Annotated in this window: 12 protein-coding genes; 1 reads left to right on the forward strand and 11 read right to left on the reverse strand. The window is 72.1% G+C overall.

Going from position 1 to position 14826, the window contains the following annotated elements:
* Positions 1 to 236: 236 nt before the first annotated feature.
* From VF092_08405 to VF092_08445, 9 genes are all read right to left on the reverse strand, one after another.
* Positions 237 to 2171, reverse strand: coding sequence for an ATP-binding protein (locus VF092_08405; protein HEX6747309.1), 1935 nt, complete (start codon positions 2169 to 2171; stop codon positions 237 to 239).
* Entirely contained in the window at positions 2168 to 3481 is a 1314-nt protein-coding gene (locus tag VF092_08410) for a DUF4255 domain-containing protein (protein ID HEX6747310.1), read from the reverse strand. The genes VF092_08405 and VF092_08410 overlap by 4 nt, the downstream gene beginning before the upstream one ends.
* A complete protein-coding gene (locus tag VF092_08415) occupies positions 3478 to 4374 on the reverse strand; it encodes a hypothetical protein (GenBank protein ID HEX6747311.1) in 897 nt (298 codons plus the stop codon). The genes VF092_08410 and VF092_08415 overlap by 4 nt, the downstream gene beginning before the upstream one ends.
* Positions 4371 to 5111 (reverse strand): hypothetical protein, encoded by a 741-nt coding sequence (locus tag VF092_08420; GenBank protein HEX6747312.1) that lies wholly within the window; start codon positions 5109 to 5111, stop codon positions 4371 to 4373. Before VF092_08420 ends, VF092_08415 begins: the two co-directional genes overlap by 4 nt.
* Positions 5112 to 5305: 194 nt before the next feature.
* A complete protein-coding gene (locus tag VF092_08425) occupies positions 5306 to 5833 on the reverse strand; it encodes a phage tail protein (GenBank protein ID HEX6747313.1) in 528 nt (175 codons plus the stop codon).
* Between the two features lie 151 nt (positions 5834 to 5984).
* Positions 5985 to 7589 (reverse strand): phage tail sheath C-terminal domain-containing protein, encoded by a 1605-nt coding sequence (locus tag VF092_08430; protein HEX6747314.1) that lies wholly within the window; start codon positions 7587 to 7589, stop codon positions 5985 to 5987.
* 36 nt (positions 7590 to 7625) lie between these two features.
* On the reverse strand, positions 7626 to 8357 hold the full coding sequence (locus tag VF092_08435) for a glycosyltransferase family A protein (GenBank protein ID HEX6747315.1): 732 nt from the start codon (positions 8355 to 8357) through the stop codon (positions 7626 to 7628).
* A complete protein-coding gene (locus VF092_08440) occupies positions 8354 to 9823 on the reverse strand; it encodes a glycosyltransferase family 2 protein (protein ID HEX6747316.1) in 1470 nt (489 codons plus the stop codon). The genes VF092_08435 and VF092_08440 overlap by 4 nt, the downstream gene beginning before the upstream one ends.
* Before the next feature lie 650 nt (positions 9824 to 10473).
* Positions 10474 to 11364: an aldo/keto reductase gene (locus VF092_08445; protein HEX6747317.1), complete on the reverse strand. Its 891-nt coding sequence runs from the start codon at positions 11362 to 11364 to the stop codon at positions 10474 to 10476.
* Between the two features lie 455 nt (positions 11365 to 11819).
* On the opposite strand from VF092_08445, the gene VF092_08450 reads away from it, so the two are divergent.
* Positions 11820 to 12794, forward strand: coding sequence for a c-type cytochrome (locus VF092_08450; GenBank protein ID HEX6747318.1), 975 nt, complete (start codon positions 11820 to 11822; stop codon positions 12792 to 12794).
* A 98-nt stretch (positions 12795 to 12892) separates the two neighbouring features.
* On the opposite strand, the gene VF092_08455 is transcribed toward VF092_08450, so the two are convergent.
* Together VF092_08455 and VF092_08460 are read right to left on the reverse strand one after the other, a co-directional pair.
* Complete coding sequence (locus tag VF092_08455) at positions 12893 to 13699, reverse strand: hypothetical protein (protein HEX6747319.1); 807 nt, start codon at positions 13697 to 13699, stop codon at positions 12893 to 12895.
* Between the two features lie 424 nt (positions 13700 to 14123).
* A partial coding sequence (locus VF092_08460) for an ATP-binding cassette domain-containing protein (GenBank protein HEX6747320.1) occupies positions 14124 to 14826 on the reverse strand: 703 nt, incomplete at its 5' end.

A 14826-nucleotide genomic window follows, 5' to 3' on the forward strand; every position in this document is an offset into this window, starting at 1 on the left:
CGTCGCGCCGACATCGCCCACGCCTCGGCAAGATCCTTCGGGCGCGGCAAGCGGCGGTGCCGACGCGAGTTGCGTCGCCCGCGCCCTCAGGATGACACCGTGGGTGTCGCGAGGCGGTGAACGTCGGAGGCACGAATGCCGGCGCGGGAGTCCGCGAAGGCGGACTTCGGGCCGTTGTTGCCGCGAATTCATTCGCCCGTCGCGGCTGACCCTCGGCACGGAGGGAGATATCGGGCTCATCTCCACCCCCCGATCTCGGCGTCGGTGAGCGGCTTCTCGAGCTTGGCGTACTCGCTGCGCGCGGCGCGGAGGAGGTGCGCCATCCGCACCGGCTCGTCCGCGTCCGCTGCCAGGAACGCCGCCAGCACGGCGATGTTGCGGATGTTGCCGCCGGCCACGTTCAGCCGCGCGAGCTTCGCCGGGTCCAGCCCCTCGGTGGGCGTGCGGCCGGGGAAGACGCGGCGCCAGATCTCCGCGCGCTGCGCCGCGTCGGGGAAGGGGAAGTCGAGCACGAAGCGGATGCGGCGCAGGAACGCCGTGTCGAGCGCGGACTTCTGGTTGGTCGTCAGGATCGCGAGGCCGCGATAGCTCTCCATCCGCTGCAGGAGGTAGCTGACCTCGATGTTGGCGTAGCGGTCGTGGCTGTCCTTGACCTCGCTGCGCTTTCCGAACAGCGCGTCGGCCTCGTCGAACAGCAGCACGGCGCCGCCCTGCTCGGCCGCGTCGAAGATGCGGCGCAGGTTCTTCTCGGTCTCGCCGATATACTTGCTGACCACGGAGGAGAGGTCGATGCGGTAGAGATCCAGCCGCAGCTCGTCCGCCAGCACCTCCGCCGCCATCGTCTTCCCCGTCCCGCTCGCGCCGGCGAACAGCGCGCTGATCCCCAGCCCGCGCGACGACTTCCCCGCGAACCCCCATCCCTCGTAGACCAGCGCGCGGTGGCGCACGTGGGCCGCCATCTCCCGCAGCACCTGCATCTGCGCGGGCGGCAGGACGAGGTCGTCCCACCCCGCGACGGCCTCGATGCGCTGCGCCAGGTCGTCCATGCGCGGGCGGCTCTGCGTGCGGCAGGCGTCCCACAGCGCGCCGTCCTCGCCGCCCTCCGCGCGCGCGGACTGCGCCGCCGCGGCGATCCCGTGCGCGTCGAGGTCGAAGTGCGCCACCAGCCGGTCCAGCCGCCCGTTCGCCCGCGCCACCGCGTCCGCCCCCAGCGCGCGCTCCCACAGCAGCCGCTGCTCGGCCGCGGGGGGACGGGGGAGGTCGACGCGCACCAGCACGCGCTGGGTGCGCAGCGGATCGCGGCTGGCGACGACCAGCGGAGAGGCCGCGCGCTCGGCGAAGGCCGTCACCGCGCGCTGCGTCTCGGGGTCGTCGGCCGCGCTCTCCCACTCGAGCACCAGCACGCCGGGGGCGAGCACGGTCTCCCGTTCCCACGCCAGCAGCAGCGCGCGCCGGGCGTCGGCCGCGCGGGGGACGTCGGCGCCGCGCAGCGTCCACCCGGGCACGCCCAGCTGCGCGCACGCCGCGGCGGCGACGGCGCGCGCGGCGGAGGGCGAGTCGCCGCAGAGCTGGACCGCGGCGCCGCCCTGCTCGCCCAGCGACCCGGCCAGCGCGGCGGCGGCGCGGGCGGCCAGGCGCTCGTGCGTGGGGGGAAGCGCGGCGGCGGGGGCGAGCGGCTCCAGCAGCACCTCCAGCCGCTCGTCCAGGCACCACACGCCGGTCAGGAAGTGCAGGATGCGCTCGTCGATGCGCAGCGCCGCCGCGGCCACGCCGTCGCGCGGGTCCACGTGCACCAGCTCCCAGTGCCGCAGCGGCGCCGAGGGCGAGAGCGCGCTCCAGTGGGCGCCCGGGAGGGCGGCGAGGGCGAGGCCGAACGTCGGCGCCGTGCGCCGGGGGTCGCCCTGCGCGGCGGCGCAGAGCGCGGCGAACCCGGCGTCCAGCTCGGCGCCCGCGCAGAGGACCAGCACGTCGCGCTCGAACTCGGAGAGCGAGAAGCCCTCGGCGATGCGCTCCAGCGCCGGCTCCCCCGCCCCGCGCTCCACCGGCGGCGCGTCGGGCGCGGACGCCGACTCGTCGCCGGCGTGGCGGCGGAGCGCGGCGCCCACGCGCGCCAGCGCCGCGGCCAGGTGCCGCTGGTTGGCCTCGGTCCAGGCGCGCGCGTCCACGCTCACAGCGTCACCTCCGGCCCGATGTACTGGTTGAAGGTGCCACTGGCGGGGTTGCTGTCGATCTCCAGCGGGCTGGCGGCGCCGTCCACCATCAGCCGCGCGAGGTACGTCCCCGCCTCCACGCGGGTGAAGGGGATGGCGATCTCCGTCACGTCCGCCGGGTCCGCCAGCGCCGGCGCGGCGAAGGTGTAGGCGAAGGGCGCGCGGTCGCTCGGCGCCCCCGTCTCGTTGAGGATCAGGGCGACGCGCTGCCCCTGCTCGATCGCCGGATCCACCTCGATGGCGAACTCGCCGGAGAGGAGCCCGTCGCCGTCCGCGTCCGGCGTGCCGGGGTCGATGCCGACGATCTGCGGGGCGAGGACGAAGGCCACGACGTTGGACTCCGTCCCCCGGTGCGGGAGCTCGGGATCGCCCAGCTGCATCAGGTGGATGACCTGCGCGCCCTGCACCCCGGCGCGCAGCCCGACCGGCAGCGTCACCCGCACCTCGGTGGGCGACAGGTCCGCCGCGGCGGGGGTGATCTCGTCGTCGCCCACGCGGACGCGCGTCTCCCCCTGCCCGCGCAGCCGCTGGCCGCGCAGCACGATGCGGCCGCCCGCCACGATCGGCTCCATCTCCCCCGTCTCGGCGAAGACGCGCTCTACCACGGGCTGCTGCAGCGGGACGACGTAGAGCCGCTTGTTGCGCACGGGGAGGGCGACGCGGGTGCTGCGGCGCGCGTCGATCAGGACGACGGAGGCGCGGTAGCAGGCGGTGGGGCGGTAGCGGGCCTGGAAGGCGGTCCAGAGCTTGGAGACCTCCTCGGTGCTCATTCCCTCGGGGGTGACCTTCACCACCTCCACCTGGTCGGCCAGGTCGGCGGCGGAGAGCGCCTGGAACGCGGTCGGCAGGGGCGACGCGTCGACGGGAGACGTGGGCGCCAGCGCGCGGCGGACGGCGTCGCGGGTCAGCAGCGGCGTCTCGTGCAGCATCTGCATCCCGTAGCCCAGCAGGATCTCCTGGTGCAGCTCGGTGGCGCCGTACGCGGTCAGCAGGTAGTGGAGATCGAGCGCCAGCGGGGGATTGCTCACCCGCGTCCCCCGGCTGTCGTAGGCGGGGAGGTCGGCGTTGCGCCACGCCGCGTTGGGGCTCACGTGGTAGAGGAACAGGTTCAGCCGCGTCTCCTCGCTTTCGCCCACCACGATGCGGTCGGGCGGAAGCGAGCTGACGGTGACGTTGCCCACGCTCGTGGTCAGGTCGTGGTCCACCACGCCGTTGTTCAGCAGGTCGCGCAGCACGGCCGTGACCGCGGCGATGGCCAGCGCGTTGCTCATGGCCGCCTCCGCGCGCTGTTGCGCAGGTAGTCGCCGAGCGAGGTGGTGCGCGGCGCGGGCGCGGACCGCGGCCCCTGCGCGGGCCCGCCGGGGTGCGCCGCCCGCACCTCGATGCGCCCGATGCTCACCTGGATCACCGGCGCCTGCTCCTCCTTCGCCTCAGCCTTCGCGGCGGGCAGTGCGGGCACAGGCCGCGGCGGCGGCGCGGGCGCGATCCGCGGCACGATGACGGGCATGCGCGGGGTGGGGGATGGAGATTCCGCCGCGGCACGCACCTCCGTCACCTCGCGCACTGTCTCCCGCTCGCGCACGACGGTGGTCGACGGCGATTCGCTGCGGATCACCGTCTCCTTCGCCGTGGCGGGCGCGGGTGCTTCGGGGGATGGAGATGCCGCGCGCGCGGCGGGACGCACCGGCTCGACCGTCATCCCCCGCTCCACCGGAGGCTCGGCGCGCCGGGGAACGGAGATCGGCTCGGGAGATGGCGATCGCGCGGGCGACGCAGCCGCCGGCTCGCTCGGGGATGTCGTTGCAGCGGATGGAGATGGAGATGCGGCGGCGTCCCGCCTCACCATCCGCCGCGTCTCCGCCGCCGGCGCGGGGACCGGTTCTCCCAGCGCGGGCGATGCGGTCCGGCGCGGGGATTCCGCCATCTCCGCGGCGATGGGATGCGGCCCCGCCGGCTCGTCCGCCGCCCGCTCCGGCGCGGCGATGCGGGGCGTGCGGCGCGCGGGCGCCTCGGCGGACGCTTCGCCCCACGCGTCTGGCTCGACATCGGCCGACGGGGCGGCGGCCGGCGCGATCCCCGACTCGAAGCGCGAGGCGCGCCGCGGGGCCAGGGCCGGGGCGGTGCCCACGCTGCGCGCCGCCAGGGAGGAGAGGAAGTCGCTCATTCGCCCACCATCTCCAGGTAGCGCCGCCGCCGCGCGGGCGAGAGCGCCAGGACGTCGCCCTCGCGCCAGCCGTACGCGGTGGCCAGCGCGTGCACCTCGCGCAGCGTGCGCTCGCCCCACGCCTCGATCTCGCTCCACAGGAACGAGACGATGTCGAACAGGGCCTCCCACCCGTGCCCGCACGCGGGGCAGACGAGGGAGAGCCGCACCTCGGCCTGCGGGTCCGCCGCCGCCAGCTCTGCGGCGACGGACTGGACGACGGCCTCGGGGAGATCGCCCGCCGCGCGCTCGTCCCCGCCCTCGCGCGCGGATACGACGCAGCGCTCCAGCAGCAGCCGCCGCGCGCCGCCGACGCCCCGCTCCACCGCCGCGTCGGCCGCGTCCGCCGCGCTCGGCAGCCGCACCCGCAGCGCGAACCCGTCCACGGCGACGTCGATCGGCTCCGCGGGCGGCGAGACATCGACGCGCACGTCGTCGACGTCGAAGTCCAGCTCCAGCCGCTCGCCGCACGCGGGGCAGGCGGCGGTGCTCACCACGCGCGGCCCGAACAGCCGCTCGCGCAGCGACAGCAGCACCCCGTCGCGCTCGCCCACGGTCAGCTCCTCCGCCGCGCCCACCGACCCCGCCGCGATGGAGGCGAGCGCCAGCCCGCGCCGGGCGGGGGGCTCCCCCTCCCAGCGCTCCCACAGGCTCAGGAGCTCGGCGGCCGCGGGCGTGCGGATGGCGTTCTGGATCATTCGTTCGCGCGAAGGCAGGGTCCGGGCGATCGCTCATCCGGACGCAGGGAACTGAAAGTCCTAAGTCCTGAGTCCTGAGTCCTAAGTCCTAGGTCCTAAGTCCTGAGTCCTGGTCTTGAGTGCCCAGTGCCCAGTGCCCAGTGATGAGGAATCAATCCACTTAGGACTTAGGACTTGGGACTCAGGACTTCCCGTCAGACCGCCGGCTCGGTGAACGTCGGCTCGGTCGGCTCCACCACCTCGTAGTCGCGCTCCCACCCCTCGTTCTCCAGCTTCAGGTGCTGGATGGCGACGGCGTTGGCGTTGGCGTCGAGGTCGGGGAGCGCCTGGTACTCGCTGGGCCAGGCGCGGTAGACCTTGTAGGCCAGGGCCAGCTGACCGGCCTCGTTGTAGAACTCGATGACCAGGTCCTTGCGGAAGTCCTTCAGGCTGGTCTCGGCGCCCAGGCCGGAGCCGTAGTTCCACACCTTGTTCGCCCACTTCTCGAACTCGGTGTCGTGCGTCACCCCGCGCTCGAGGGTGATGGCGTCGTACTTGGTGCGTCCGGGCGACTTGCGCGAGGTGCTGGGGTCGCCGCCCTCGCGGTGCTCCACCACCTCGGTGGTGCGCTTGAGCGAGCTGACCTTGCTCACCCCCGCCACGTAGCGCCCGTCCCACTTCACCCGGAACTTGAAGTTCTTGTAGGGATCGAAGCGCTGCGCGTTTACGCTGAACTGGGCCATGGGTCTCCTCCCGGAGAGGGCTCAGGGTTTGGGTTCTAAGTCCTGGAGTCCTAAGTCCTGAGTCCTGAGTGTTGATCTACAAATCCGGAGTCCTGACGCCGCCCACCACTGGCACTTGGGACTTAGGACTCAGGACTTAGGACTTCTTTTCCTACGCCTGCGTCTGCCCCGCGAGCTGCTGGATCTTGATGATCACGAACTCCGCGGGCTTCAGCGGCGCGAAGCCCACCACGATGTTCACGATCCCGCGGTCGATGTCGTTCTGCGTGGTGGTCTCGCTGTCGCACTTCACCAGGTACGCCTCCTTCGGCGTCTTCCCCTGGAAGGCGCCCTGGCGGAAGAGGTTCTGCATGAACGCGCCGACGTTCAGCCGGATCTGCGCCCACAGCGGCTCGTCGTTGGGCTCGAACACCACCCACTTCAGCCCCTGGAACAGGCTCTCCTCCAGGTAGAGGGCGAGCCGCCGCACGGGGATGTACTTCCACTCGCTGGCCTGCTGGTCGGCGCCGTCCAGCGTCCGCGCGCCCCACGCCACCCCGCCGTAGATGGGGAAGGAGCGCAGCGCGTTCACCCCCAGCGGGTTCAGCCCCCCGTTCTCGCCGTCGGTGATGCGCGTCACCAGGCTCGCGCCCACGAGCGTGGCCTCCGTTCCCGCGGGCGCCTTCCACACGCCGCGCTGGGCGTCGGTGCGCGCGTACACGCCGGCCAGCGTGCCGCTGGCGCCCACGTTGCGCGGCCGGTCCTCCTTCAGCCGGTCGGCGATGGTCAGCCGCGGGAAGTAGACGGCGGCGTTGCGGCTCCTGAGCCCCTCGCCCTCCAGCGCCGTGAGGAAGCCGGTCATGTCGCCCGGCGTCTCCACCTCGGCGGGGATGTCGACGATCAGGAAGGCGCGCTTGTCCAGGCAGTACGGCTCCGCGTCGGCCAGCACCGCGAAGTGGCCCTCCTGCTCCAGCGCCGCCGCCGCGGGAATGCACAGGATGTTGAAGACGTACGGGGCGATGGTGTCGAGCGCGTGCATCCCGTCGATCAGCGCGCCGCTGTCGGGGGTGCCGCCGTCGCTGGCGGCCACGGCCGGGTCGGTGCCGTCCACGTCGGGAAGGTCGCCGAACGCGTCGAAGGCGCTGCTGTCGGCGTCGCCCAGCACGCCGGGCGCGGTCACGTCGCTCCCCGTGGCCGCGGGGCGCTCGCCCAGCCCCGCGCTCAGCACCGTCACCAGCCGCGACCCCTCGTTCACCGTGGTCATCACGTAGCGCGGGTGCTCGACGTCCATGCTGAGATTGCGATGGATCTCGCTGTCGACCACGGTGTTGCGCCCGTTGACCACGCGCACCTCGCGAATCACCAGGTTGAAGAGCGTCGCCGGGTCCGAGGACCGGTAGTCGACGCCGACCTGGAGGTTGTTCCCCCACACGCCGGGGCTGACCGCGGCCAGCAGGAGCGAGTCCTCCAGCGGCGAGCCGCCCTGCAGCAGGATCCCCGCGGGGGTGCCGCCGGTGTCGACGCGGACCACCCAGGCCACCGAACCGCCGTTGCGGTAGTACTGCTGGATGGCGAAGGAGGCCTCGCTGCGCTCGTCCAGCCCCCCGAACACGCGCTCGAAGTCGCCGAACGAGGTGATGCGCTGCGGGTCGTTCACCGGCCCCCGCGCGAAGAAGTCGACGAACGCGGTGTCGCTGGTGCTGACGCCGGCAATGGTGTGCACCCCGCTGGGGACCTCTTCCACGTAGACGCCCGGGTAGCTGTAGGTGCTGGGCATGGAACCTCCTCCGGTTTGAGGGTCACGCTGGCCCGGTCAGCGGTGGAGCGCGGGGGCGCCCTTCGCGGCGCCGGTCGCGCGCAGGCTTGCGTAGAAGGCCCGGTCCTCGGGCGCCGGCATGCACTCCGCCAGCGTCCGGGTGTGGTCCGGCTGCCGGGCGAACCAGCCGGTCACGTCGGTCTCACCCATCCGGTTCCACACGTGCCCCGCCCCGTGTCGCACCAGGATGTACAGCTCGCGGCGGTCCACCCGCACCGGCTCGCGTCCCCACGCCTGCAGGAACCACCAGTCCGCCTTGCTGCGCACGTCGAGGAACGGGTTGCGCTCCCAGATCTCGCGACTGAAGCAGATGGTGCCTCCCGCGCACCACCCCGGCCCCGAGTCCTTCAGCCGCCCCGTCGCGGCGATCAGGACCAGGAAGCGCCCCATTCCCGCGAACGCGGGCTCGCGGGCTCGCTTAACCGCGTCCACCATCGACTCCACGAAGCCCGGGTGGTACCAGTCGTCGTCGTCGATCTTCTGGACGATCCGCCCGCGCGCGGCCTCCATCAGCCGGTTCAGCTTCATCCCCTGACTCGTCCCCGGCTCCACCCGCAGGTAGCGGATGCGGGGATGGCGCGGGACGACGCTCTCGGCCGGCTCCTCGCCGTCGTCCGCGATCACCAGCTCCGTGTCGGCCAGCGTCTGCCGGCGCCAGCAGCGGATCACCTGGCGGAGGAAGGGGAGCCGGTCGCCCGTCCCCACGATCACGCTCACCTCGGGCTTCACGCGGCCACCGCCCGCCCGGCGCCGAGCGAGGCGTAGAACGCCAGGTCCGCCGCGGAGAGAGAGGACGGCGCCTCGACCTCGCGCCACTCGTCTCCCCCGCCCCCCGGCTCGCCGAAGCGCCAGGAGTTGCCGCCGTGGCGCACGTACAGGAAGCGCCCCTCGCCTGCCAGGCGGCGGACGCGGGCGCCGCCGGCCAGCAGCGCGCGCAGGAACTCCGCGTCCTCGGCCAGCGAGCGGTCGGGAAAGCGCGCCGCGCGCCAGTGCTTCCTGCGGAAGGCCACCGTCCCCCCGACCACGCCGTGGAAGAACAGCTGCTCGTGCCGATGGGGATCGCAGGCCCAGAAGCGGCACCCGGGGAGCTGCAGCAGGACGGCGCGGTCCAGCGCGGTGGCGTCGGCCTCGCCGGAGAGGATGGGGGCGACCTGGAAGGAGATGCGGTCGTCGGCGTACCAGTCGTCGTCGTCCCAGCAGACGATCACGTCGGCGGAGGCGGCCTGGACGGCCAGGTTGCGCTTGGCGCCGATGGTCATCCCCCGCCGCGCGCGGACGTAGCGGATGCGGGGGTCGCGGCGGGCGAGGTCGGAGACGGCGTCGCGGCCGTCGTCCACGATCACCAGCTCGCGGCGGGGATGGTCCTGCCGCAGGAAGTACTCGACCGCGCGCTCCGCGAAGCGCCGCCGGTCCGCCGTCGGCATGATGCAGGAGACGAGGGGCGCCTCTCCGTCACCTGCGTCGGGAGATGGAGATTCGGCCGCGGCGATGCGGCGAGGCTGCGGCGCGATGCGGCCGCGGGTGAAGTCGGAGGTGCGGAGCGAGGCGTAGAAGCGCTGGTCCGCGCCCAGCAGCCGGGAGACGTCGGAGAGCGGGCGGCGCTCCCAGAGCCGGCCGCGCAGCGACTTGGCGCTGGTGTTCCCCCCGTGCGCGAGGGCGACGTAGAACGAGTCGTCGTCCATCGCATGCAGCCGCGCGAGGTCCAGCGCCCAGACGAACGCGGTGTCCTCGCCCACGTGCAGGTCGTCGGCGAAGGGCGACGCCTCCCACGCCTCGCGGCGGTACAGCAGCGTCGGCCCGGCCAGCCAGGGGCGCGCGCCGTCGGGATAGCGGTAGCGCCACGCCTCGCCCGCGGCGAGGTGGTAGTAGAGGAGCGACCGCGTGCCGCACGCGTCCGCCTTCGCCGCCCGCAGCGCCGCCACCTGGCGCGAGAGGCGGTCGGGCGCCATCCAGTCGTCGTCGTCCCAGTGGGCGATCAGCTCGCCGCGCGACAGCTCGACCAGCGAGTTGCGCTTGGCGCCCAGCTTCATCCGCCCCTCCGCGCGGTGGTAGCGCACGCGCGGGTCGTCGGGGATCAGCGCCCGCAGCCCCTCGGCGCCGTCGTCCAGCACCACCAGCTCGGCGTCGGCGTAGTCCTGCCGCACGAACCACCTCACCGCCTGCGCGGCCAGGCGCGGGCGGTTGCGTGTGGGCATGATGCAGCTGACGAGCGGGGACGAGCGGTTGCGCGGCACGCGGTGGGGGGCCGGAGGGTGGCGAGGGCGGAGCGCGGTCGCCGGCGGGGGCACGCGCGCTCGGGGGGAAGCCGGTGCTGCCGGTGCGGAATGGACGACGCCCCACACCGGGACGCGTAAGTTCGGCCAGCCCGCGAACGGGTGTCAAGCAAAAAGTTTCTGGTTAAACGACTACGTCCCGTATCTGAAATCCGCGAAAATACTTCGGGCCACGGGGAGAAAAATCTGGAGTAAAGCGGTGGGAGACTGGCGGTAACTGTTGCTACGCAGTTCCGGAGCAGATCGATAAACATGTGGTGAATCTTGAGGCATTCGCGCCTCACTGCACAAAATCCGCGCCTGCGATCCGACTGTCGAAGCTGAAATATTCCCGTTCTACGCTGCAGCGATAAGCGGGAAAATTCGGAAATTCGCCTCAGTCCATCAGTTACAATCTTGAATATTTTATTTTCCGCGTCCGCACACTTCGCGCCGCGTAGAACACGTCTTGGGAACCTTCACGAATCTCCAGAAGATTGGGCTCACGCAGAGGCCGCAGAGGTCGCAGAGGTGAGTTTCTCTGCGACCTCTGCGGCCTCTGCGTGAGACTTTCTGTTTTTAGACTCTGGCCCTCAGCCCTGGCCCGACGAGCCGCGAGAGGCCTCGTCCAGCTCCCGCATCGCCTCGTCGTCGAGCTCGACCCCGGCGGCGGCGACGTTCTCCTCCAGGTGGCGCACCTTCGACGTGCCGGGGATGGGCAGCATCATCGGCGAGCGGCGCAGGAGCCAGGCGAGCGCCACCTGCCCCGGCGTGGCCCCCAGCCGCCGCGCGATGCGATCCACTGTCCCGCCCTCGCGCGCCAGCGGCCCGGCGGCCAGCGGGAACCAGGGGATGAACGCGATCCCCTCGCGCTCGCAGAAATCGACCACGTCCTCCCACTGCGCGCGGTCCTGCAGGTTGTAGCGGTTCTGCACGCTGGCCACGGGAAGGACGCGCCGCGCCGCCTCGATCTCCTCAACCCCCACCTCGGAGAGGCCGAAGTGCCGGAACTTCCCCGCGCGCCGCAGCTCGGCCAGCACGCCGAACTGCTCGTCGCGCGGCACCGCGGGGTCGATGCGGTGCAGCTGGTACAGGTCGATCCGCTCCACCCGCAGCCGCCGCAGGCTCCCGTCGATCGCGCGGCGGAGGTGCTCGGGGCGGCCGTTCGACGTCCACACGTCGGGCCCCGGGCGCTCCAGCCCCCCCTTGGTCGCGATCACCAGGCCCTCGGGGTACGGATGGAGCGCCTCGGCGATCAGCTCCTCGCTGACGTACGGCCCGTACGAGTCGGCCGTGTCGATCAGGTTCACGCCCAGCTCGGGCACGCGGCGGAGGACGCGGATCGCCTCCTCGCGGTCCGCGGGCGGCCCCCAGATCCCCGGGCCGGTGATGCGCATCGCGCCGAACCCCAGGCGGTGCACGGGAAGGTCGCCGCCCAGCCGCAGCGTCCCCGCCGCCGACGCGTCCGCGATCCGTGTTGTCATGCTTCCCATCTCCCTTCAGACAGAGCACTTGCGAAGCCGGATGAGCGAACGGCAGCCCCGTCGCCGGAGCTGCCGTTCGCGGCCGCCCATCGCCGTGCAATCCCCGTGCGCCGGGGGAGGCACCAGCTACTCGGCATCCGGATGTCGGAGTCGAACGCCTCTCTGCCACTCAGTGCGACGCTGTTCGTGATAACGACAAAATCTTCACGGGCTCATCGGGATTCAGCCAGTGGCGATCGCCACCTCCTTCCGTGGACCTCCGATGACTCCTCGTGAGGCATTCCCTTCGCTCTACCGCCCGTATCGCTACGCAACACCCCTCGCGCGGATCGTCTCGCAATCGCGCGATGCGGGTCCGGAAATCCCGAAAAATCACGAATTGCGGCGGGCGCGCGGATTGCCGACCGTGAGGCGGGTCGCAGGCTCCGGTGCGTACCAGAGATCGGGAGGCGCTCATGTCGTCCCATCCCCGCTCGTCCCGCCCCGCTCGTTCGATCCGTAGGCTCATCGCGCTCGCAGCCGCGATCACGGGATCCGTCTCGTGCGGCGGCGGGCGGGTGCCGCTGCCGCAGCTGTCCACGTCGACGGTGGGCGACACCGCGGGGCTGGTGCAGCGCGGCGAGTACCTGGTACGCAACGTTTCGGTCTGCGGCCACTGCCACGCCGCAAATCCCCGCAACCCGGACGGGCCGCTGGCCGGCGGGCTGCCCTTCCGCAACTGGCGGCTGGGCACCATCCACGCCGCCAACCTCACCCCCGACGTGGAGACGGGGATCGGCGGGTGGAGCGAGGCCGAGATCGTGCGCGCCATCCGCAACGGCAACGACCGCGAGGGGCACCTGCTCGCCCCGGTGATGCCGTACGAGTGGCTGGCCGGCCTCTCCGACCGCGACGCGCTGGCGATGGCGGCGTACCTCAAGAGCCAGCCGCCGGTGCCGCGCCGGTTCAAGAACCGCCCCGTGCTGGTGCTGCACCTGGCCAAGGCGCTGTTCCTGCACCCGGCGCGCACCGAGAGTCCCACCTCGCCGCCACGCGGGCCCACGGTGGAGTACGGCCGATATCTCGCGGACCACGTGGCGCTGTGCGCCGACTGCCACACGCCGCGCGGGGGACTGCAGCAGAAGGCGGACAAGCACAGGCTCTACGCGGGCGACGCCACGCCGCCCAAGGCCTTCCCCGCCAACCCGTCGAACCTGACGCCCGACATGGAGACGGGGATCGGGCGCTGGAGCGAGGACGACTTCCTGCGCACCCTCCGCACGGGCGTGAACCCGCGCGGCGACCGGCTGCACCCGTTCATGCCCTGGCGCGAGTACCGCCGCATGACCGACGACGACCTGCGCGCCATCTACCGCTATCTCCACTCGCTGCAGCCCATCCGCAACCCGGTGCCGCGCCGTCCGCCGCCCGCCCCCGCGCCTACGGGATGATAGAAACAGCAGGTCTCACGCAGAGGTCGCAGAGGGCGCAGAGGATCGGCATCGGTTCCTCTGCGCCCTCTGCGGCCTCTGCGTGAGATCAATTGCTTCTACTTCCGCCGGCGGTTGCGCTTGCGCGACTGCTTGGCGGTCTTGCGGCGCTTGCGGGCCCGCACGTCCGCGTCCGGCGAGCGCGGGCGGTCCGGCGGCGGCGCCGCGTCGTACTCGTCCTCGCCGAGCGGGCTCCACGCGATGGGCGGGGTGACGCGCGCCTCCAGCAGCCCCAGCGCGATCTGCACGTCTTCCCAATCTCCCTGCACCCGCAGGTCGACGGCCTTCGCCGCGAAGGCCGCTTCGATGACGGGCGCGGCCTCCGTCGCCTCCAGCTCGACCAGCTCGGCGATCAGGACGGCGTTGAGGTCAGGCTGCTGGTGCGCGTGGTCCTCGAGCTGCTTGGCCAGGACCGCGACCGCCTCGTCACGCCGCTCGGGATGCTCCAGCGCCACGTTCGCGATCGTCCGCGCGGCGGCGAAGCGCACGGAGAACGGCTTTTCCTCGTCGAACAGCAGCAGGGTCGCGCCGGGGAGCGCGGGCGGGCCGAGCATCCCCAGCACGGCGGGAAGCTCGTCGAGCACCCAGTCGTTCTCGATCTCCCGCTCCAGCACGGACAGCAGCGGCACCGCCGCGGTGGTGGCGCCGAGCTGCGTCAGCGCGCGCCAGGCGTGGATCGGCGCCCAGACGGAGCGGTCGCGCTCCTCGCCCGCGTGCAGCGCCGGGTCCGTGGCGATGTTGATCAGCGCCGGGACGTGGCGGTCCGTCAGCCCCAGGTGGCGGTAGTCCGGCCACACGCGCCGCCGCGCCGGCTCCGCGCCGAGCCTCATCAGGCGGTCGAGGGGATCACGATACGAATCGGGCATCTACGTTCGATTCAACAGGGGTTCGAGGGCGAATTTCGCGGGCCCAAAGCTGCCGCTCCAGCCGATCCGCCGCAATCACGAGGATTGATGCCCGTTGCTTTCGCGCCACCGGCTACCCAATCTCCGGATCGACTGTGCATTGGAGGCAGGAATGTCATTCCGAAGGCGCTGCATCGCCCTGTCCTCCATGCCAGAGCCATGGCGCCTGAGGAATCTGTGGCCGGCTCCCGAGCCACGGGCCGCCTGACGCCCGGACGCATGCCACGGATTCCTCGACGCTGATTGCGATCTGGCCGGCCTCGGGATGAGGTCAGCGCGGTGCCGGCGTCGATGCGAATTTACAGAATCCGCACGAAACAGCCGCGCCGCGGGCAGGGATGCCCGCGGCGCGGCGGCGTTCATCACGGCGAGATCCGCAGCGGAGCTACACTCCCGCCATCTCGCGCTTCTTCCCCTTCTTCTCCTCGCGCTTGGCCTTGAGGACGACGGTGTCGGCGTCGAGATGGTCGTCGCCGCAGGCGTGCACGTACTCCTCGTAGGTGCCCAGGAAGTCGCGGATGCCGGCGCGGCTGATCTCCACCACGCGCGTGGCCAGCTGGCTCACGAACCAGCGGTCGTGCGAGACGAGGATCAGCGTGCCCTCGTACCCCTGCAGCGCCGCCACCAGCGCCTCGATCGACTCCAGGTCCAGGTGGTTGGTGGGCTCGTCCAGCACCAGCACGTTGGGCTGCTCCATCATCAGCTTGCTGAACACCAGCCGGGCCGCCTCGCCGCCGGAAAGCGCGCCCAGCCGCTTCTGCCCGTCGTCGCCGGAAAAGAGCATCAGCCCCAGCTGCCCGCGCACGAAGCCGCGGTCCCGGCCGGGGCAGAAGTCCCACAGCCACTGTTCGGCCGTGCGGTCCGGCGTATCGAACTGCTCGTGGTGGTCCTGCGCGAAATAGCCGACGTGCGTCTCGTAGCCCCAGTCGGCCTGCCCTGCGTCGGCAGCGAGCTGGCCCACCAGGATCTTCAGCAGCGTCGACTTGCCGATCCCGTTCGGACCCATGATCACCAGGCGGTCGCCGCGGTTCACCTGCAGCGAGACGCCGGGAAGGACCTCCTTCTCCCCGAAGCTCTTCGCCACCCCG

This window comes from Longimicrobium sp., assembly GCA_036377595.1.
In the GTDB taxonomy this organism is placed as follows: domain Bacteria; phylum Gemmatimonadota; class Gemmatimonadetes; order Longimicrobiales; family Longimicrobiaceae; genus Longimicrobium.